Source organism: Bacteroides sp. ET71 (assembly GCF_023336905.1).
Taxonomy (GTDB): Bacteria; Bacteroidota; Bacteroidia; order Bacteroidales; family Bacteroidaceae; genus Bacteroides.
Genome location: NZ_JAMBLS010000011.1, coordinates 1 through 19866, shown reverse-complemented (window position 1 = coordinate 19866; position 19866 = coordinate 1). Strand labels below are relative to the sequence as shown.

The following is a 19866-nucleotide window of genomic DNA, read 5'->3' as shown; positions in this document are numbered from 1 at the left end:
TTGGGGACAAGCCAACAAGGCGACGGCCCCCAACAGCGACATTTGCTTAATAAAGCCCTTACTAAAAAATTGCAGATCCATAAATTCTCGATTTTAGTACTAAATTTAAGCTCTGGTTAATTAATTCTGCTACAAATGTACAAAGAAATATTAAAGATACAAGGATTCAAGAAAAAATATTTGTTTTTCACCAAATATATTTCCTTCTCTTTTAAAAAAGCTCCTTCTCAATGGATGAAACAGCTTATTTCTCCGACCTCGGAAGGCTCCTCTTCAGACCTCCTTTGCTTCTGCTCCCTACCTCGTCCTTGTCTAACACAGGGACGAGGTAGGGAGCAGGAACGACTTTGGTAGGATGTCAATAGGGGCCAATCAAGAAGAAAAAAGTTGTTGCAAAACAAAAAAACAGGCATCACAAACCAATATTTTTTTAGAATTAAAGCGGTGAAGAGGAAAAAATATTTAACTTTGCGGAGATTAATATTTAAAGTATTTATTGCTATGACAAAAAATCGTTTGAAAACATGGGCCATTTGCCTATTAGCAGGAGGAGGTCTGGCGGCATGTGCGCCTTCAGAAGTACAAACTGGAGACCTGAACGTCATCCCCCAGCCTCAAGAGGTGATTACCACGGCCGAAGCTGCACCTTTTGTTATCCGTTCTTCCACCAGCATTTGCTATCCGGAAGGTAACGCCAAGCTGGAACGTACAGCCCATCTGCTGGCTTCTTATATTAAAGAGGTAACAGGGACTGAAGTGAAAATCGGCACAAAAGCCGGAAATAACTGCATCGTTTTAGGACTGAATCCGGCCATCGCACAAAAAGACGGCTATGAACTGAACATTACTGCCGACCAAGTAACGATAAACGGCTCGACAGAAGCCGGCGTATTCTATGGCACCCAAACCATCCATAAAGCCCTGCCCATCACGGGCGGAAAGGCTTTAGGTTCGCTGCCTGCCGGGACTGTGAAGGATTTCCCGCAATATGGCTATCGAGGCTTCATGATTGACGTGGGCCGCCATTACTTCCCGGTGGCTTACCTGAAAGAACTGATTGATGTCATGGCATTGCACAACATCAACTATTTCCATTGGCATCTGACGGAAGACCAGGGCTGGCGCATCGAAATCAAGAAATATCCCAAACTGACCGAAATAGGTTCAGTGCGCAAGGAAACAATCACTGCACCCGGATCTGGCAAATTTGACGGGACTCCTGTCAGTGGTTTCTATACTCAGGAAGAAGCCAAGGAAATCGTGGCATACGCAGCCGAACGCTTCATTACCGTTATTCCAGAGATAGACATGCCGGGACACATGCTAGCTGCACTGGCTTCGTATCCGGAACTGGGATGCACAGGAGGCCCATATGAAGTGGCCACCAAATTCGGTGTGTTTAAAGAGGTACTTTGCGGAGGCAACGAGAAGACTTTGCAATTTGCCAAAGATGTGGTCAACGAACTGATGGACATCTTCCCGGATGCTCCCTACATACATATAGGCGGGGACGAATGTCCCAAAGCGGAATGGAAAAAATGCCCGAAATGCCAGGCGAAAATCCGTGAATTGGGATTGCGAGACACCAAGGAGCACAGCAAAGAAAACCAATTGCAAGTGTACTTCATGGGAGAAGTGGAAAAGGAAATAGCCAAACGGGGCAAGAAAATGCTGGCCTGGGACGAAATATTGGAAGGGAATCCTGATCCCAAGACCACAACCATCGCTGCCTGGACCGGCGTCTCGGCTTCTATCAAGGCTGCCCAATTGGGGCATCAGACCATTGTCTGCCCCATCAGCCATTTGTATTTCAGCAATCCGGGTTACAATCGCCTGAAAGGCGTAAGCAGTGTGGAACGAGTGTATAATTTTGAACCGGCTTCTGACAAGCTGACTCCGGAAGAAAAGAAAAACATCATCGGCGTACAAGGATGCATTTGGACAGAATGGACCAAAGACAGCCTGAAAATGGAGTGGCAAATGATGCCGCGCATCGCCGCCTTGAGTGAATTGCAATGGAGCAATCCGGCCAACAAGAATCTGGACGGATTCTTGAAACGGCTGCGCCATCAATTGGACTTGTATACACTATATGGATTCCATTATAAAGAAGACATCGAAGATGTAGTGATAGAAGCCACTCCTACCGGGAAAGAAGGAGAAGCTGTCATTGCCTTGAAGACCTTTGACAACGCACCGGTTTATTATACGCTGGATGGCACGGAACCGACAGAAACGTCATTGACCTACACACAGCCTTTCACCATAGAAGGCAAAACTACCACCATCAAAGCCAAGGCTATCAGAAACGGACGTGAAAGCCATATAACGGAATCAACAATAGAGTATAACCTGGCTACTATGCGTCCCATTACCCTGAAGTCTACTCCAGACGCTGGATATACTTACAAAGGAGCACAAACATTAGTGGATGGATTGACCGGCGACGACAATTATCGCTCGGGCCGTTATATAGGCTTCTATGGACAGAATTTCGACGCAGTTATTGATTTGCAGGAGGAAAGAGAATTTTCATCTGTCTCCATCGGCACTTATCTGGTACCCGGTGACTATATTTTCGGACTTACCGGCATTGAAGTATATGGTTCGGAAGACGGACAGAAATTCCGCAAAATAGCTTCCAAGGCTATCCCAACCCTGGAGAAAGGAAGCAAAAACAATGTACTGACAAGAAATGATATTACATTTGACAAGACAAAAGCACGTTACGTACGCATCGTAGGTAAGAATACGCCGGTTCTGCCACAATGGCACCCAGGTGCAGGCAGAAAGACGTTCTTGTTCCTTGACGAGATAACAATCAATTAAGCAACTGTCTGAGACATTATAGAAACGGGCTACACGGGAATGCATGCACTTCAAAGAAAGGCTGCACTCCCGTATAGCCCGTATTTTTCTGCTTTCCGCAACCTTTCCAGCACATCCCTTGAAGATTCTCATAAAAATTACTAAATATCAGAAAGATGAAACGAACAATATAAAAAAGGCACTGTTATTGTAAGAAGTAAAGAAGACAACAAAATTATAAACCTAAACAAAAATGAGAAGTATGAAAAAGTTTATTGTATTAATGGCTGTGGCTTTAATGGCCACCATTTCAAATGAAGTATTTGCCCAAACAGAGACAGTGGACAGCCTGACAAATCCCAAAGCTTTGCGAGATGCAGAACGCGCACGGCAAAAAGCCGCCCAAGAAATTGAAGAATCTGCTGCATATGCTGAAGCGGTAAAAGCTTTGGAAGAAAAGCAGTTCGTACTGGAAGCCGATCAGGTCATTTTTAAAAGAGGTGAAACTGCTTATGTAAATACCAACACCAACTTTGTACTGGTAAACCAAAATCGTGGAACCGTACAAGTGGCTTTCAATACGCATTTTGCCGGTCCTAACGGCATAGGCGGTGTAACAGTAGACGGTACGGTATCGGGAGTCAAAATGAAAACAGACAAAAGAGGCAACGTGACTTACAGTTTCAGCATCATGGGAACAGGCATTTCCGCACAAGTATTCATGACCCTTGTCAATGGAGACAACGAGGCGACTGTAAGCATCAGCCCAAACTTCAACTCGCAAACCTTGACATTGAGAGGAAAAATCATTTCTTTGGAACAATCGAATATCTTCAAAGGAAGGTCATGGTAAAAGGACAACACTCAACATGGGAGAAAACGTTTTTTAAAACGACAGCCCCTTTATTCTATTGCAAAAATCATCCCATGTAGGAAATGGCAAAATATTAAGAAGCATGAAAAATAGGGAGTTAGTACGCATTTAATGTACTAAAATCCCTATTTATTTCCCCGAAAAGATCGATGATAGCAAAGTATTTTCTAATTTTGCGGTCATGAAAACAAGATATATATTCATTGTACTGGCAGGAGTATTACTTACTCCTATATATTTCGGCTCATGCGGCGTAGACCGATGGGCTGCCTATGCCGAGCAGACTAAGACTGACCGTTGGATAGACGACACTATGCGTGTATGGTATTACTGGAACCAGGAAATCCCTAATACCAATGACTTGAACTATTTCACCGATCCATTTTCATTTTTCTCTTCTTTGCTTTCTGATAAAGACGGGAAGGGAGGAAGCCACTATTCTACCATAGACAGCCTGAAATATAGTACACGGAGCATTCCTTATACAGACTACAGCTATGGTCTTCAATTCACGACCAATCGAGTGGAAGGAAACGATACGGCGTTATATGCCCATATTCTTTACGTGGCTCCAGACAGTCCGGCTGGCGAAATTGGCCTGCAACGAGGAGATTGGATTATGGAAATGGACGGAAAAGCAATCACTGAAGATAATTATAGTCTGCTGTACGGCAGTGGAAGTATGAGACTGACAGTCGGTTATTACGACGCTGCGCAAGATACCATATTGGCATATGCCGAACCACAAGACATCGCATCGGCACGCACCATAAACGACAATCCGGTGCATTACCAGAATGTCTATTTGACAGGAGGGAAACGGGTAGGCTATCTGGTGTACAATCATTTCAGTTCCGGCATCACAGACAACAGCAATGAATATGATGAAAACTTACGGGAAGCCTTCCAATATTTTGCTGCCCAACAAGTCAATGAATTTATATTGGACTTACGCTATAATAACGGAGGATTATTGTCGTGCGCAGCATTATTGTGCACTATGTTGGCCCCATCTACAGCTTTGGGGCAAACTTTGGGTTACTTGGAATTTAACACGAATTTTCAAGAACGAGAAAGCACGCTTTATCTGGATGAGGCACTGATTGGAAAAGGGGCTAACCTAAACTTATCCACTCTTTATGTCTTGACAAGCGGAGAAACAGCTTCCGCCTCAGAGATGCTCATCAACTGCTTAAAACCTTATATGAATGTGGTGCTGATAGGTTCTACCACCGAAGGAAAGAATGTAGGGTCTATGGAATTTACGAATGAAGAACTGATGATAGTCATGAACCCTATTGTGTGCAAGATATATAATTCAGCAGGTAGTTCTGATTATGAAAATGGTTTTCAAGCCGATGTTGCCGCAAATGAAAACAGTGACCTTGCCCGCTTTTTACCTTTTGGCAATCCTGATGAATTGATGCTGAACACAGCATTAGGACTAATAGGCGGAACTTCGGCTACCACATCAACCGCCAGTGGTTTGCGGACTACGGTATTGCACAATTCCGTGAAACGAAGAGAGGCACAATCGGTGCATTTAAAGTAGAATGAGAAAAAATACGCGCACAAATGATAACATTCTTTTCCTTAAACATCATTTGTGCGCGTAAACCAATCAGTTGCTTTTAGCGAAGAATTTCTCGAAGAACAGCAAATGATAATCGATAGAGTTATTCCAATATTCGGAAGTATGACCTCCGGGACGGGTAATAAAGTCATGATCAATCTTCCGCTGTAAGAGCTGCTTATGCAGTTCTTGATTGACATTTAGAAAAAAGTCATCTTCTCCACAATCAATTAACAGAGCCAGTTCTCCATTGGCAATCTTATCCAACTGTGTCATTACAGTATGATTGTCCCACACTTCTTTGTTGTCTGCATATTCCCCTAGCTGGTCTTTCATATTCCAATTGTCCGGGAAAGGACGTATGTCTACTCCACCACTCATACTACCTGCTGCTCCAAATGTGTCTTTATGACGGATGGAAAGCCACAAGGCACCATGTCCTCCCATACTCAAACCCGAAATAGCCCGAAAACGACGATCTGCTTTTGTAGCATAATGCCCATCTGTATAGTCTACCAGTTCAGAAGAGACGAATGTTTCATATCGAAAATCGGCATGAAGAGGACTATCCCAATACCAACTGTTTTTACCATCGGGACATACAAATATCCAACCTTTTGCATCGGCAATGGCAGGTAATTCCGGCTTCAATTCAATCCAGCTTTTTGCATTCCCCCCATATCCATGCAACAGGTAAACAACAGGGCAAGACTGTGCTTTATCCCCCAAAGCTTTATCCGGCAAAATAAAAACAACTTTTACACTGTTCTTCATTGAAGGGCTTTTAACCATCAGAGTATCAACCCGAGCTGCATTCAACGAAAAACAGCCAGCCCATAAGAACAAAGCAAACAAAAAGATTTTTCTTTCCATATTTTTAGTCATTTAGTTTATTATTGAACAAAAGTAGGTATTTTCTTCTTCATCTCCATGCCTTTTAATACATTTCACCTTATGAACAGGCTATTTAAGCCATTTAGATATGCCTTTTTGCAAATAGACAAAAACTCAAAATTCATATATAAGTAATTGTTCACATTTAGTTATACTATGAATGAAAATTTAGGTAGGACACAAGCAGTAGCTGACTTTCCCTCCTCCGGGGAGGAGGAGAATTCAGTTACCATTGTTTTCTTTCATGATAGTATAAGCTAAATTTCAGCATCTACTTAACAGTTACAGAAAGATAGGATAAATGTTTTTTAAACACACTCATACGCATAGTATTTTCATAATCAATAAAAAATTTGTATGTTTGTGCCGGAAACCATTTAAAACCTTTATGGAATTTTTAATTATTCTATTTTTATTACTTCTTAACGGCATTTTTGCCATGTACGAATTAGCGCTGGTATCGGCCAGCAAAGCACGCCTGGAAACAATGATTGGAAAAGGCAACAAAAGAGCCAAAGGCGTGCTGCAGCAACTGGAAGAACCCGAAAAATTTCTTTCGACCATTCAAATCGGCATCACACTCATAGGTATTGTATCTGGTGCATATGGAGGTGCCACACTTTCTGATGAAGTAGAACCTTTGTTCAGACTGATTCCTGGAATCGAACCTTATGCACATACACTGGCTGTAGCTACCGTAGTAGTAATTATCACTTATTTATCGCTTATCATAGGAGAGCTGGTTCCTAAATCCATCGCATTAAGTGATCCTGAAAAATGGGCAACACGGCTCAGTCCGTTCATGATAGCTGTCAAAAATGTGTCGTATCCTTTCGTTTACCTCCTCAGCGCTTCTACTAAATTGGTAAACCGACTGATTGGTTTAGGAGAAAATGAAGAACGGCAAATGACACAGGAAGAATTGAAGATGATTTTACACCAGAGTTCGGAACAAGGTGTGATAGATAAGGAAGAAACAGAAATGCTGCGTGATGTATTCCGCTTTTCAGACAAACGGGCCAACGATTTAATGACTTATCGAAGAGATATTGTGGTAATGCATCCTAATGATACCCGCGAAGACGTATTACGCATCATCAGTGAGCAGCATTTCAGCAAATACCTACTGGTAGAAAGTGGAAAAGATGAAGTCATTGGCGTCGTATCGGTAAAAGATATCATTATTATGCTGGGCAGTAATCAGCCGTTCAACTTACGCAGCATAGCACGCCCCCCTCTCTTCATTCCGGAAAGCTTGTATGCAAAAAAAGTACTTGAACTGTTCAAGAAGAACAAAAATAAGTTTGGAGTAGTAGTAGATGAATATGGAAATACAGAAGGCATTATCACGCTGCACGACCTGACTGAAAGCATCTTCGGTGACATATTGGAAGAAAACGAAACAGAAGAAGAAGAAATTGTACGCCGTCAGGATGGTTCGCTTTTGGTAGAAGCCTCCATGAATATAGACGACTTCATGGATGCCATGGGAATTCTGAATTACGATGACCTGAAAGAAGAAGATTTTACCACATTGAGCGGATTGGCCATGTTCCTTATCGGCCGTGTACCCAAGGCCGGAGACCTGTTCACTTATAAGAACCTGGAATTTGAGGTTGTCGACATGGATCGCGGACGGGTAGACAAACTGCTGGTGGTAAAACATGAAGAAGAAGAGGGAAAATGAATCTTGAGTAATACATGCACTTTAACGATACGTACCTCGCCGCCGAGAACTTCCATCAACAGCTTCTGCACAAGACCTTGAAATGCCTTTTGCCCGTATTTGAACAGAGTATGCAGAAACTGGGATGAATAGGAAATGAAAGAATTTAAGCTACCAATCAAAGTGCTTGAACAAAAGAAATCTGGATTAGTTCTTAGACTATCAACCTAAATTAGAGAAATTGCCGATAACGAAACTGTTATTTTTCATTCTAGCTGATTTTACGCTTGCCGTAGCTTTTCCGGGCAGCATCCGGTTTTTCTTTTTATTCTTTTTAACCTCTTCCCCAGTATCTCAAAAGAATGAGGTGGCATAAGATTGCCTGTTCATAAAAAAATAATGTGCTTGTAAGTAAAATATCTGCATAATTATTGCTTTCAAACTCGTTCCAAATTCGTCTTTTGTTCGTTTCTAAGCACTCGAACTTGGTACGACTTTGGAACGACTTTGGTAGGACTTTGGTCAGAGTTCGAAGGGGCGTGATTCTGGAGGTAATATTTGTTTATAAATATAGGTGCTTTTCGAAGGGGAATGGCGTTTGTAATGGAAAAACTCCTAGCGTAATCATTGTGAGATTTTTACCGAGACGATAAGTGTATGTTTGCTTCGGCAAAGGGATGTCTAAATCGACTAAAATATTATGATGCTGAGCAGCTAAGCAGAAACCTTTTCTTTTGTCTGATTTTATCCCCGCCCAGGGCACCACCATGACCGTCTACCTCCTGGCGGACGACGGCACCCTCATCCAGCAGGCCGACTACACCTACTCCACCACCACCGGCTGGACCTCCACCGCCCCCTTGCGCTGGCCCGCCTCCACCGGCACCTACCGCTTCACCGCCATCAGCCCCGCCGCGATGGCCGACGCCTGCACCGACGGCACCACCCTCCCCCTCACCCTCCCCACCGAGTGGACCGCCGCCGACCTCGCCACCTACGCACAGTTGCGCACCACCTCCGATGCCACCCAGACCGCACCCACCACCGACGGCGTCACCCTCAACCTCCACCACCCCCTGGCGAAGATACAGGTCATCTCCACCTCCTCCGCCCCCGTCTACCTGACCGACGCCCCCGCCACGGGCACCGTCACCCTGGACGGCAACCCCACCGCCGACCCCACCACCGCCAGCACCTTCGGCATCCTCTCCGACAAGCTCCTCACCCTCACCCTCCCCGCCGGAGGATTGCAGGCAGGGACATCGCTGACCACCACCAGCGCGACCGACGTTACCATCATCTCATGCACCACGCCCGGCAGCCTGGCCAGCGTATGGCCTGAGGCCACCCCCGACAAGGTGCTGATAACCGGCACGCTCAATGGCGACGACATGTCCACCCTAAACAGCCACAAGAATGAGATTACCCACCTCTACGTCACGGCCAATGCCGAGGACTATACAGACTGGGAGGAATTAGGCTTTAGCGACAGCAATATTACTGAGATTTACTTGCCCAAGCCACCAACATCGGCTCTAGTGCGTTCTCTAATTGCGAATCCTTAACCAGCGTCAACCTGCCACAAGCCACCGACATCGGCTTCAGTGCGTTCTGGGGCTGCACATTCTTAACCAACGTCAGCCTGCCACAAGCCAAAAGCATCGACTTCGGTGCGTTCTATGCTTGCACATCCTTAACCAGCGTCAGCCTACCACAAGCCAAAAGCATCGGCCCCAATGCGTTCACAGACTGTACATCCTTAACCAGCGTCAGCCTACCACAAGCCAACGAGCTTCAAGAATTCGTATTCGGTGGCTGCGAGGCCTTAACCAGCATCTGCCTGCCGACCGGTGTACTATTTCTTATCTCACCTTTCGACGGCTGCACCTCCCTCACCACCCTCTACCTCAACTGTCCGGAGGAAGAGTTCGATGCGACAACATACCACAACTACGGCGAACACACCTGGCAGCACATCTACTACGGCTACCGCGGCACGGGCGACTACCTCGCCCCCGCCAGCTACACCGGCCACTGGCCCGACACCACCACCAACCCCTAAGCCCCCATATACGCATATGAAGAAGAAACAGATACTCATCACCGCGGCCCTGGCCGCCCTGCTCTGCCTCGCCCCCCGCGTGCAGGCACAAGACGACCGCCGCCCCGTGCGCGTGGCCCTCACCACCAACACCCTGCCCTACGCCCTCCTGGCGCCCAACCTCGGCGTGGAAGTCTTCGTCAGCCCTCGCCTCTCCCTCGCCCTCGACGGCGTCTACGGCTGGTGGGGCTACCCCGACGGCAACACCATCATCGAAAACTGGAGCATCGGCGGCGAGGCCCGCTACTGGCTCCGCCCCGACGGCCGCTACCTGGGCCACCACCTCGGCCTGGGCATACGCTCCGGACAGTACGACGTCGCCTGGAACGACCCCGGCCGCCGCGGACAGTTCACCCTGGCCGGCATCAACTACGGCCACACCTGGGTGCTGCGCCGCCGCTGGACGGTGGACGCCGGGCTGGGCCTGGGCTACGTCCGCGCCAAGTACGACAAATACCAGTGGCACCCCGACACCCGCTGCTACGAGCGCCTGGCCGCCGGCCGCGTGAAGAACACCTTCGGCCTGACCGACCTGCACGTCAGCATCAGCTACCGGTTTTAATGAAGAATGAGGAATGAAGAATAAGGAATGAGGAACGAAGAACGATGAACAAGCTATATCCCCTACACGCAACCATCGGCAGCCTGCTCCTGCTCGGAGCCTTGGCCGCCTGCAACGACAAACAGATGTGCGACCTGCCCCACCCGCACCCCGGCCGCGCCGTCCTGACCTACGACTGGGGCACCGCCACTCCCCGCGACGTGCAACTGGAGGTGCTGCCCTATGACGACCCGCTGGCCACACCCGCCATCGACACCCACACACCCGCCGACGGCACCACCCTGGACAGGCTGGCACCGGGACGCTACCACGCCCTGGCCTGCACCGAAGCCGAACGCCTGTCCGTCAGCAACGGGACCGCCGCCGTGACGGACACGGAAGACGACGGCAGCCTGCCCTCGGTAGGCGACCTGTGGGCAGGCAGCACCCACCTGACCATCGAGTCCGGCACCGACACCCGCGCCGCCATCGGCCTGCAACCCTGCACCCGGCTGCTGCGCATCGTCCTGAACGCCGGACAAGGCGACCCCACCCAAGTGCAGTCGCTCACCGGCCTGCTGACCGGCGTGCGCACCAGCCGCGTCATCGACCCCTGGCTGGCCGGACAAGTCCCCGCCACGGCTGCAACCACAGCCACGGGCAGCATACGCCTGCACTTCACCCCCACCGACGACGGCACGGCCTTCGCCGCCGAACACCGCCTGCTGGGGCTGGACCCCACACAGGGCATCACACTCACCCTGACCCTGACCACCGACGACGGACGCGACGACACGCAGGATTATGACCTGACAGACGAACTGGAGGACTTCGACGACTTCGACAACCCCGGAGCCGATGACCCGGACGACCCCTTCGACCTGGGCGGAGACATCGACCTGATTGTCACCTCGCCCGTCGACGCCCTGTTCAGCATCAGCGGATGGGGACAGGTGGACAGCACCGAAGGCGGGGCAGACATGGAGATAAAGGGAAGGACAGACAAAGAATAACAGAACATATATTACTAACAATCAATCAACAACTAAAGACAATGAAAAGAGAAATGAAAGGGCTGCTCTACACAGCAAGTATCGCACTGCTGGCCACAGCATGTAGCAACAACGACGAGAACCTGGGCGGTGTGGACATCAACAAGCCCATCGACCTGCAACTGATGCCGGCACCCGCCGCCACGGCAGACACCAAGGCTGCCATCGGTGCCACCTCCTTCGACGCCAACGACAACGTGGGCCTCTTCCTGGCCTGGACGGAAGGTGCCAGCGCACAAGTGCCCATCGCCAACTCCATCGTGCAGAACAGCACGTGGCAGAACGGGAGCATCATAAAAGGCGAACAGCTCTACTGGCAGAACACGGCCGACGTACACACCATCTACGCCTACTACCCTCACACAGACTTGACAGCAGGCGCATACAACGTGCCCGTCACTATCCAGGCTGACCAACAGGCGGCAGGCATCGCCGGCTTCGAGAACGCCGACGTGCTCTACGGCACCTTCAGCGGCCAGGCACAAAACAACGTATCCATCGCCATGGGACACACGATGAGCCAAGTGACCGTGAAGCTGCAAGGCGGCGACGGCTACACATCGGGAGCCCCCCTGCCGACAATCGCTAAAGTAGAGCTGAAGTGCCCGGCTGGCTTCATCCTGGGCGGCACGCTGACCCTAGCCGACGGCGACATCGCACCCGCCGCTGCCACCACCACTGCCACCACCCTGACTGCCTATAACGACAACGACACCTACCGCGCCATCCTCGTGCCGGGACAGACAATAAGCCAAGGCACCGAGTTCGTGCGCATCACCACCACAGACGGCACGGCCTACACCTACACCTTGGACAAGGCCATCACCGCTGAAAGCAACACCATCTATGCCCTGACCCTCAGACTGAACAAGGGCGAGATAGAGCTGACCAGCACCGGGCTGACCATCAGCCAGTGGGGCACAACCGACACCATCAACGGCGGTGCCGACATGGACATCCAATAAGGCAACCTGTGCCAGCAACCTGTGCCAGCAACCTGCGGCCCTCTCCTGCCAGAAAATGCGGAGAGGGCCGCATTTTTTATACAAGAAGCCTGCTCCATGTAACAGGAATTTCATACCTTTGCGCCATATTAACAACTTAGGTTATATACTATCTACTACACAATGAGCGAAAAAGCACCTTTCATGGTCTTCTCGGGTACAAATTCGAGATACCTGGCAGAGAAAATCTGCAACCACCTCAACTGCCCGCTGGGTAAGATGAACATCACCCATTTCGCCGACGGCGAGTTTGCCGTGTCCTACGAAGAGTCTATCCGCGGACGCCACGTGTTCCTGGTACAGTCTACCTTCCCCAACTCGGACAACCTCATGGAACTGCTCCTGATGATTGACGCTGCCAAGCGCGCGTCGGCCAAGAGCATCGTAGCCGTTATCCCCTACTTCGGCTGGGCCCGCCAGGACCGCAAGGACAAACCCCGTGTGTCCATCGGCGCCAAGCTGGTAGCCGACCTGCTGTCTGTGGCCGGCATCGACCGCCTCATCACGATGGACCTGCACGCCGACCAGATTCAGGGTTTCTTCAACATCCCCGTAGACCACCTCTACGCTTCGGCCGTGTTCCTGCCCTACATCCAGTCACTGAACCTGGAGAACCTGGTCATCGCTACCCCCGACGTGGGCGGCTCAAAACGTGCCAGCACATTCTCTAAGTACCTGGACGTGCCCCTGGTGCTCTGCAACAAGACACGCGAGAAAGCCAACGTGGTGGCCAGCATGCAAATCATCGGCAACGTGCAAGACAAGAACGTCGTGCTCATCGATGACATTGTAGACACGGCCGGCACCATCACCAAAGCTGCCAACATCATGAAGGAAGCAGGAGCCCGTTCGGTGCGCGCCATTGCCAGCCACTGCGTCATGTCCGACCCGGCCTCGTTCCGCATCCAGGAATCGGCCCTGACGGAAATGGTCTTCACCGACAGTATCCCCTACTCGAAGAAATGCGACAAGGTAAAGCAACTGAGCATCGCAGCCATGTTTGCCGAAACCATCCGCCGTGTGATGAACAACGAGTCCATCAGCTCGCAATACATCATCTGAGAGCTCCATACGCACCAAAGAATCAAGGGGGCATGCCTTTCCGGCATGCCCCCTTGGCTTTAAATCCCGGCACCTGCGTGCCAATCAGCTTACTGACCTTCGATGGAGGAAATACGCCCCATCTTGTACGTTCCCCTACGGACGATGCGGCCATATTTGTCAGTCTCCACAAAAGACCCGTCTTTCTTTCCCTGCTTGAAAGAGCCCTCGTAGCGTCCGCCATTCTTGTCGGTCTGCACACCGTTTCCTTCTTCCAGTCCGTCCACAAACCCGCCTTTGTATTGCGAGCCGTCGGTCATAATCAGCGTACCTTGCCCGTTGAACTTGTCATTCTTCCATTCACCCGCATACGAGTCTCCCGCACTCCATTTATACGTGCCTTGCCCCTCGCGCAGATTATTCTTCCATTCACCTTCATATACAGCCCCGTTGGCCCAGGTAAAAGTACCCTGCCCTTCCTTCAAACCGTTCTCGAAATGCCCCACGTACTTGTCGCCATTGGCATAATAATAAATACCTTCACCTGTACGCTCTCCCTGCACATAGTCGCCCTCATAGCGGTCGCCGGTATGAAAGAAATAAATGCCCTTACCGTCCTGCATGTCCCGAGACCACTGCCCCACGTATTTGTCACCGTTGGCATACTCAAACGTTCCCTGGCCTTCGCGCACATCTTCTTTCCATTCTCCATTATACTTGCTCGAGTCGTTCCATGTCAACACGCCCTGGCCTTCTTTCTTGTCTCCTTTCCAGGTACCCACGTATTCAGAACCGTTCTTCCACGTGTATGTCCCCTGGCCTTCACGCTTGTCATTCACCCAGTTACCGTGATAGACATCACCGTTATAATAATACATCGTACCTTCGCCGTGCTGGTAATCCTGGTACCAAGTGCCATCGTAGCGGTTGTTGTTCATAAAGTAGAAAATGCCCTTACCGTGTTGCTGGTCTTGATACCAGTTGCCATCATAACGCTCTCCGTCAGCAAAGGTATAGACTCCGTGCCCCTCGCGCTTTCCCTTCACATACTCGCCTTCGTAGACATCACCGTTCTGAAAAACCGTTTTCCCCTTGCCATTGGGCTTCCTGCCTTTTATCTCGCCGGTATATACCGAACCGTCCTTGAACGTATATGTACCTATATGTATTTCAGAGGAAAACAATCCCTTCACCTTCCCAAAGAAACCTCCTGTCTGCTGAGCCTGCACAGGGGTAACCGCACACAAGCATATCAATACAAATGCCTGCCATATATTAGTTCTTCTCATAATCTGTTTCAATATTATTATGTTATGCTTCTTTCCATGCTCCGGGTATCCCCCCAGACATCGGTAAGTAAACAAGAATCGTGTGGACAAAGTTACAATTTATCTCTCAAAACAGGGCTTCTACCTCTCTTTTTAGGATATTTTTTCCCCACAGACCACAACCTTTAAGTTCTCTTTGCACAAATATTTCCGCGCCAATTCACCCAGTTCCCCGGCAGTAACCGTATTAATGGCTTCAGGAATGGCTGACAAATAAGACTTCTCCAGCCCTGAGACATGGATGAATATCCACGCATCAGACAAGGAAAAGACAGACTCGTAACTCCGGCACATCTCGCCCAACATATAATTACGCACCCGCTCCAACTCGTCGGCCAACACAACTTCAGTGTGCAAACGGTCTATCTCGGCATAAACCTCTTCTACCAAAGCATGAACATTTTCGCAAGCTGTATCGGCTGCAATGGTCAATACGCCTTCTCCCGGATAGGGGAGCAAACCGGCTGATATGCCGTAAGTAAGTCCTTTCTCCTCACGGATATTGGACATGAGACGACTGCCAAAATAGCCTCCGAACAGAGTGATAAGCACACGCAGTTTCAGGTAATCCGGATGATTTTGGTTCAGGGAAAGCATCCCCATACGCACCGCACTCTGCACAGCTCCTTTCCGCTCTATGAAGAAAGACTTCTCCGGACTAACGATAGGTTGGTAATGAAACCGTTCCGCAGGAGCATCACCAGTGCCGAAAGCAGTCCGCCCGAAACGTTCTTCAACCAGGCGAAGACAGCGTTCGTCCACACGTCCGGCCAAATAGATGGAGCAATTGGCTGAATGGTAATAACGCTCATAAAAACTCCGCAACACGTCAGGCGATATCCGCCGGTAATCCTCTTCCTTCAATAAATGACCGGCTGGATGCCCGTCTCCATAAAGAAGATTCATCAAACGGCGAAGAGCCAGGTAATCAGTCTTTGATGAATTGACCAGAAACTGGCGGACATTTGTTTCTAAGACAATGTCCAGTTCTTTCTGTGGAAAAAGCGGCTCTTTGACAACAGACTCCAACACTTCCAACGTCTGAGGCAGGTATTTGCTCAAGGAATAAAGCGTGAGGTAGGTATATTCGGCCGCACAAGCCAACTCCAGCCATGCACCGTAATAGTCTAAGCGTTCGGCCACCTGTTCGGAAGAGAAACGTCGTGTGCCTTCGCGCAGCATACGGTTGGCAAACAAGGCCTGCAACGGTTGCTCCTGATGCCAACGCCCCCCCCCGAACAAGAGGTCGATACGTATGACATCGCTCTCATCTGCATTGAATGTATAAACGGGTATCCCATTAGAAAGATGGGTACAGACTGGCTCGCGCACGGAAAAGGTTTCCGGCTTGCGTATATTGGGAGGAGTAGTCCGGTCTAACATTGCGCACGCTCTTTCAAAAAACGTTCCGCCCGCTCCAAGTCCTGGGGCGTATCGATACCGATGGTTTCCACTTGGGTAATGCCCACTTTGATGGTGTACCCGTTCTCCAGCCAGCGGAGTTGCTCAAGCGACTCGGCCAGTTCGAGAGGCGACTGGGGCAAAGAGGTAATAGCTTTCAGCACCTCCGAGCGATAGGCATAAAGCCCGATGTGCTTATAAAAAGTATGGTGCGCGAGCCACTCCGAACGCTGTACGTTGCGCAAATAAGGGATGACCGAGCGGCTGAAATAGAGGGCATTCATCTGCGCATCAACCACGACCTTGGGTGAATTGGGATTCTCCAACGCCTCCAACCCGTCTGCGGGGGCGAAAGGCTTCACCAGGGTAGCAATCTCTGTGGCGGGATCTTCGAAGCAGGCTTTCACTGTTTCCAACTGAGAAGGCTGTATGAAAGGTTCGTCTCCCTGGATGTTCACGACCACGTCGAAATGTTGCCCGATGTTTTCAAATGCTTCGCGGCAACGGTCGGTACCACTCTTGTGATGCACTGAGGTCATCACCACCCGGCCGCCAAAGGCACGCACGGCATCGGCTATGCGTTCGTCGTCCGTGGCTACCCAAGCATCGTCCAACACGCCTGAGACTTGTTCATACACCCGTTCAATGACTGTTTTTCCGCCCAACATGGCCAAGGGTTTGGCCGGAAAACGCGTGGAAGCGTAACGGGCAGGGATTATTCCTATGTATTTCATGCTGTTTCTTCTATATGTACTTCTGTGTATTCATAATCTGTCAAGTTCGCTGAGACCGCGCCTCACATAATCGCGTGCCCAGTCGTCGGGCCTGCACACTTGGCCGTCGCAAGCCAGCAGGTCGATATCGAGCCTTACGATTTCCCGTTGTTTTTCCTCTGCTTTGCGTCCCGCCTCCCGCTCGATACCTTTCAAACAGAGGCAGACCTCCTGGCGGGTCAATTCGGATGAGAAGCGGGCCAACTGATTGGAGAACAGCACACGACGCCGGAAGAACAATGGCTCCGTCTCTTCTTCTTTTGAGAAACGGATGCCCGGGAAACACTCCGACAGCCGCCTGCGGGCAAACGCCAGGTTGGCTTGAGGATGTTCGTTGCTCCCGATACAAACCGTATAGACCATATCCCTCTCCTCGTGGATTTACTCGAAAAACTCGTCCAGCCCTTCGACGGGTTCATCGTTCTCGAAAAGGTTTTCAGTCGCTACGTCATCGGCGCAGGGGTCGTAGTCGGGCGGGAGCTGGAAGGTTTCTGTCTCGTCGTATCCCAGGCTCTTGTCGGCAAAGACTTTGTTCATGAACTTCGCCCAGATGGGCAGGGCGGTCGAGGCTCCCTGACCGTGGAGCATGGTGTCGAAATGGATGTCGCGGTCTTCGCCTCCGAACCAGCATCCGGATACGAGCGAGGGGGTGAATCCCATGAACCAACCGTCGGAGTTGTTGTTGGTGGTGCCGGTCTTGCCGCCCATGTCTGCCTTGACACCGTAGCGGAAGCGGACGCGGCCGCCGGTGCCTTCGTTGATGACGGCGCGGAGCATGACGAGCATCTTGTAGGCGCTGGAGGCGCTGATGACCTCTTGCATGTCGGGCGAGAAAGTGGCTACGATGTTGCCCTCGCTGTCTTCGATGTGGGTGACGAAAAGGGGTGCCACCCGGATGCCTTTGTTGGGGAAGGCGGTGTAGGCGCTGACCATCTCGCCCACGGACACCTCGCAGGGACCGAGGCAGAGGGAGACGGAGGGGAAGATGTCTTGGTTGCGGAGGCCGAAGTTGTGGAGCAGGCGTTTCAGTTCGTAGGGGTTGAGCTTGCTCATCAGGTAGGCGGTAATCCAGTTGTCGGAATTGGCCAGGCCCCACTTGAGGGTGACCATCTCGCCGAGGCGTTTCTTATTGGCGTTGCGGGGTGTCCAGGGTTTGCCGTTTTCGTCCATGAGGGTGTATTGCACGTGGCGTGCCTCGTCGCAGGGGGAGAAGCCGTTCTCCATGGCGAGGGTGTAGACGTAGGGTTTGACGGTGGAGCCTATCTGTCGGCGTCCGACCATGGCCATGTCGTACTGGAAGTAGTGGTAGTTGGGACCTCCGACGTAGGCTTTGACGTGTCCGTTGTGGGGGTCCATGGACATGAATCCGGCTCGGAGGAAGTATTTGTAGTAGCGGATGGAGTCCATCGGGGTGAGGACGGTGTCTTTCACTTGCTGGTCGTTCTCCCAGGTGAAGACGGACATCTCTTGGGGTGTGTTGAAGGCTTGGCGGATTTCGTCTTCGGTCTTGCCCTGTTTCTTCATGATGCGGTAGCGGTCGGACTGGCGCATGGCGCGGTCGAGGATGTCGTCTACCTGCTGTTGTGTGAGGCGGAAGGTGTAGGGTGCTTTCTTGGCGCCTTTCTTCTCTTTGAAGAAGTAGGGTTGCATGTCGCGGAGGTGCTCGGTGACGGCTTCTTCGGCATACTGCTGCATGCGTGAGTCGATGGTGGTGTGTATCTTCAGTCCGTCGGTGTAGAGGTTGTAGGGTTTGCCGTCTTTCTTGAAGTTTTTGTTGCACCAGCCGTAGAGGGGGTTGGTCTCCCAGTCGATGGAATCTTCGTAGAATTGCTGCCGCTGCCAGCCGCGGTAACGGGCTGGGTCGGGCTTCTTGGCGGTGAGCAGGCCGCGCAGGTATTCGCGGAAGTAGGTGGCCAGGCCTTCTTTGTGGTCGACGCGGTTGTAGTGCAGCGTGAGGGGGAGGGCTTGGAGGGAGTCGCACTGGGCGGGGGTGAGGTAGCCAGCCTTGCGCATTTGGTCGAGGACGACGTTGCGGCGCCCGCGGGTTTGTTCCTTGCGGCGGAGGGGGTTGTAGAGGGAGGGGTTTTTGCACATGCCCACGAGGGTGGCGGCTTCTTCTACCGAGAGGTCGCGGGGCTGGCAGCCGAAGTAGGTGTGGGCGGCGGTTTTGATGCCGACGGCGTTGTTGAGGAAGTCGAACTTGTTGAGGTACATGGTGAGGATTTCTTCCTTGGTGTAGTAGCGTTCGAGTTTGACGGCGATGACCCATTCGATGGGTTTCTGGAAGAGTCGTTCCATGACGTTGTCGGCACCGGGCGAATATAGCTGCTTGGAGAGTTGCTGGGTGATGGTGCTGCCTCCGCCGGCGTTCTTCTGCATGAGGATGCCTCGCTTGAGGATGGCGCGGAAGAGGGCTTTGGCGTCGATGCCGGAGTGGCTGGCGAAGCGGACGTCTTCTGTGGCGATGAGGGCGTTGATGAGGTTGGGCGAAAGGTCGTTGTAGCCGACGTAGACGCGGTTTTCCTTGCTGTACGAGTAGGTGCCCAGTACCTTGCCGTCGGCCGAGAGGACCTCGGTGGCAAACTTATAGTTGGGGTTTTCCAAGTCCTCCACCGGGGGCATATAGCCTATCCAGCCACGGGAGATGGAGTAGAAGAGCGCCACGCAAGCCAGGACGCACAGGGCCAGAAGCCCCCAGAGGGTCAGTATGATTTTCTTTATCATGGGTCTGCAGTTTAGTTAACGATGAATGGATGGCGGCATCCGTTTCTGATTTTCACGCCGACAAAGTTACACATTTATATGATATA

Annotated in this window: 15 protein-coding genes and 1 pseudogene; 10 read left to right on the top strand and 6 right to left on the bottom strand. The window is 50.8% G+C overall.

Annotation, left to right across the window (positions count from 1 at the left end):
• The first annotated feature begins 501 nt into the window (after positions 1-501).
• The 3 genes from M3090_RS07760 to M3090_RS07750 all read left to right on the top strand — a co-directional run bounded on the left by M3090_RS07760 (position 502) and on the right by M3090_RS07750 (position 5234).
• On the top strand, positions 502-2829 hold the full coding sequence (locus M3090_RS07760; protein WP_249055034.1) for a family 20 glycosylhydrolase: 2328 nt from the start codon (positions 502-504) through the stop codon (positions 2827-2829).
• A gap of 241 nt (positions 2830-3070) precedes the next feature.
• Positions 3071-3661, top strand: a complete 591-nt coding sequence (locus M3090_RS07755) for a DUF4251 domain-containing protein (RefSeq protein ID WP_249055033.1) — start codon at positions 3071-3073, stop codon at positions 3659-3661.
• A gap of 202 nt (positions 3662-3863) precedes the next feature.
• Positions 3864-5234 (top strand): S41 family peptidase, encoded by a 1371-nt coding sequence (locus M3090_RS07750; RefSeq protein ID WP_249055031.1) that lies wholly within the window; start codon positions 3864-3866, stop codon positions 5232-5234.
• Positions 5235-5303: 69 nt separating this feature from the next.
• Here M3090_RS07750 and M3090_RS07745 read toward each other — a convergent pair whose 3' ends face one another.
• Entirely contained in the window at positions 5304-6128 is an 825-nt protein-coding gene (locus M3090_RS07745) for an alpha/beta hydrolase (protein ID WP_249055029.1), read from the bottom strand.
• Positions 6129-6537: 409 nt separating this feature from the next.
• On the opposite strand from M3090_RS07745, the gene M3090_RS07740 reads away from it, so the two are divergent.
• The 7 genes and pseudogenes from M3090_RS07740 to M3090_RS07715 all read left to right on the top strand — a co-directional run bounded on the left by M3090_RS07740 (position 6538) and on the right by M3090_RS07715 (position 13575).
• Positions 6538-7836: a hemolysin family protein gene (locus M3090_RS07740; RefSeq protein ID WP_249055026.1), complete on the top strand. Its 1299-nt coding sequence runs from the start codon at positions 6538-6540 to the stop codon at positions 7834-7836.
• A 713-nt stretch (positions 7837-8549) separates the two neighbouring features.
• A complete protein-coding gene (locus M3090_RS07735) occupies positions 8550-9380 on the top strand; it encodes a fimbrillin family protein (protein WP_249055024.1) in 831 nt (276 codons plus the stop codon).
• Positions 9344-9718 (top strand): annotated as a pseudogene (locus M3090_RS15990) (leucine-rich repeat domain-containing protein); the annotation flags it as partial. The gene M3090_RS07735 and the pseudogene M3090_RS15990, both read left to right, overlap by 37 nt.
• Positions 9719-9746: 28 nt before the next feature.
• Entirely contained in the window at positions 9747-10478 is a 732-nt protein-coding gene (locus tag M3090_RS07730) for a DUF3575 domain-containing protein (protein WP_249055022.1), read from the top strand.
• A 44-nt stretch (positions 10479-10522) separates the two neighbouring features.
• Complete coding sequence (locus M3090_RS07725) at positions 10523-11470, top strand: FimB/Mfa2 family fimbrial subunit (RefSeq protein ID WP_249055020.1); 948 nt, start codon at positions 10523-10525, stop codon at positions 11468-11470.
• A 41-nt stretch (positions 11471-11511) separates the two neighbouring features.
• Positions 11512-12474 (top strand): fimbrillin family protein, encoded by a 963-nt coding sequence (locus M3090_RS07720; protein WP_249055018.1) that lies wholly within the window; start codon positions 11512-11514, stop codon positions 12472-12474.
• Between the two features lie 162 nt (positions 12475-12636).
• Entirely contained in the window at positions 12637-13575 is a 939-nt protein-coding gene (locus tag M3090_RS07715; protein ID WP_249055017.1) for a ribose-phosphate pyrophosphokinase, read from the top strand.
• 89 nt (positions 13576-13664) lie between these two features.
• Here M3090_RS07715 and M3090_RS07710 read toward each other — a convergent pair whose 3' ends face one another.
• The 5 genes from M3090_RS07710 to M3090_RS07690 form a co-directional block, all read right to left on the bottom strand.
• Positions 13665-14843 (bottom strand): MORN repeat-containing protein, encoded by a 1179-nt coding sequence (locus tag M3090_RS07710; protein WP_249055014.1) that lies wholly within the window; start codon positions 14841-14843, stop codon positions 13665-13667.
• A gap of 132 nt (positions 14844-14975) precedes the next feature.
• Positions 14976-16265 (bottom strand): M16 family metallopeptidase, encoded by a 1290-nt coding sequence (locus tag M3090_RS07705; RefSeq protein WP_249055012.1) that lies wholly within the window; start codon positions 16263-16265, stop codon positions 14976-14978.
• Positions 16259-17017: a 3-deoxy-manno-octulosonate cytidylyltransferase gene (gene kdsB / locus M3090_RS07700; protein ID WP_249055010.1), complete on the bottom strand. Its 759-nt coding sequence runs from the start codon at positions 17015-17017 to the stop codon at positions 16259-16261. Before kdsB ends, M3090_RS07705 begins: the two co-directional genes overlap by 7 nt.
• A gap of 30 nt (positions 17018-17047) precedes the next feature.
• Positions 17048-17419 carry a 2-amino-4-hydroxy-6-hydroxymethyldihydropteridine diphosphokinase gene (locus tag M3090_RS07695; RefSeq protein WP_249055007.1) on the bottom strand — a complete coding sequence of 124 codons (372 nt, stop codon included), beginning with the start codon at positions 17417-17419 and terminating at the stop codon, positions 17048-17050.
• A gap of 18 nt (positions 17420-17437) precedes the next feature.
• On the bottom strand, positions 17438-19780 hold the full coding sequence (locus M3090_RS07690; protein ID WP_249055004.1) for a transglycosylase domain-containing protein: 2343 nt from the start codon (positions 19778-19780) through the stop codon (positions 17438-17440).
• Positions 19781-19866: the final 86 nt, after the last annotated feature.

Bases quoted from the DNA above. Each gene is read 5' to 3' on its own strand.
- M3090_RS07705 (WP_249055012.1), bottom strand. From the start codon at position 16,265: ATGTTAGACCGGACTACTCCTCCCAATATACGCAAGCCGGAAACCTTT.
- M3090_RS07720 (WP_249055018.1), top strand. From the start codon at position 11,512: ATGAAAAGAGAAATGAAAGGGCTGCTCTACACAGCAAGTATCGCACTG.
- kdsB (WP_249055010.1), bottom strand. From the start codon at position 17,017: ATGAAATACATAGGAATAATCCCTGCCCGTTACGCTTCCACGCGTTTT.
- M3090_RS07695 (WP_249055007.1), bottom strand. From the start codon at position 17,419: ATGGTCTATACGGTTTGTATCGGGAGCAACGAACATCCTCAAGCCAAC.
- M3090_RS07745 (WP_249055029.1), bottom strand. From the start codon at position 6,128: ATGGAAAGAAAAATCTTTTTGTTTGCTTTGTTCTTATGGGCTGGCTGT.
- M3090_RS07725 (WP_249055020.1), top strand. From the start codon at position 10,523: ATGAACAAGCTATATCCCCTACACGCAACCATCGGCAGCCTGCTCCTG.
- M3090_RS07730 (WP_249055022.1), top strand. From the start codon at position 9,747: ATGCGACAACATACCACAACTACGGCGAACACACCTGGCAGCACATCT.
- M3090_RS07750 (WP_249055031.1), top strand. From the start codon at position 3,864: ATGAAAACAAGATATATATTCATTGTACTGGCAGGAGTATTACTTACT.
- M3090_RS07690 (WP_249055004.1), bottom strand. From the start codon at position 19,780: ATGATAAAGAAAATCATACTGACCCTCTGGGGGCTTCTGGCCCTGTGC.
- M3090_RS07715 (WP_249055017.1), top strand. From the start codon at position 12,637: ATGAGCGAAAAAGCACCTTTCATGGTCTTCTCGGGTACAAATTCGAGA.
- M3090_RS07755 (WP_249055033.1), top strand. From the start codon at position 3,071: ATGAAAAAGTTTATTGTATTAATGGCTGTGGCTTTAATGGCCACCATT.
- M3090_RS07760 (WP_249055034.1), top strand. From the start codon at position 502: ATGACAAAAAATCGTTTGAAAACATGGGCCATTTGCCTATTAGCAGGA.
- M3090_RS07740 (WP_249055026.1), top strand. From the start codon at position 6,538: ATGGAATTTTTAATTATTCTATTTTTATTACTTCTTAACGGCATTTTT.
- M3090_RS07710 (WP_249055014.1), bottom strand. From the start codon at position 14,843: ATGAGAAGAACTAATATATGGCAGGCATTTGTATTGATATGCTTGTGT.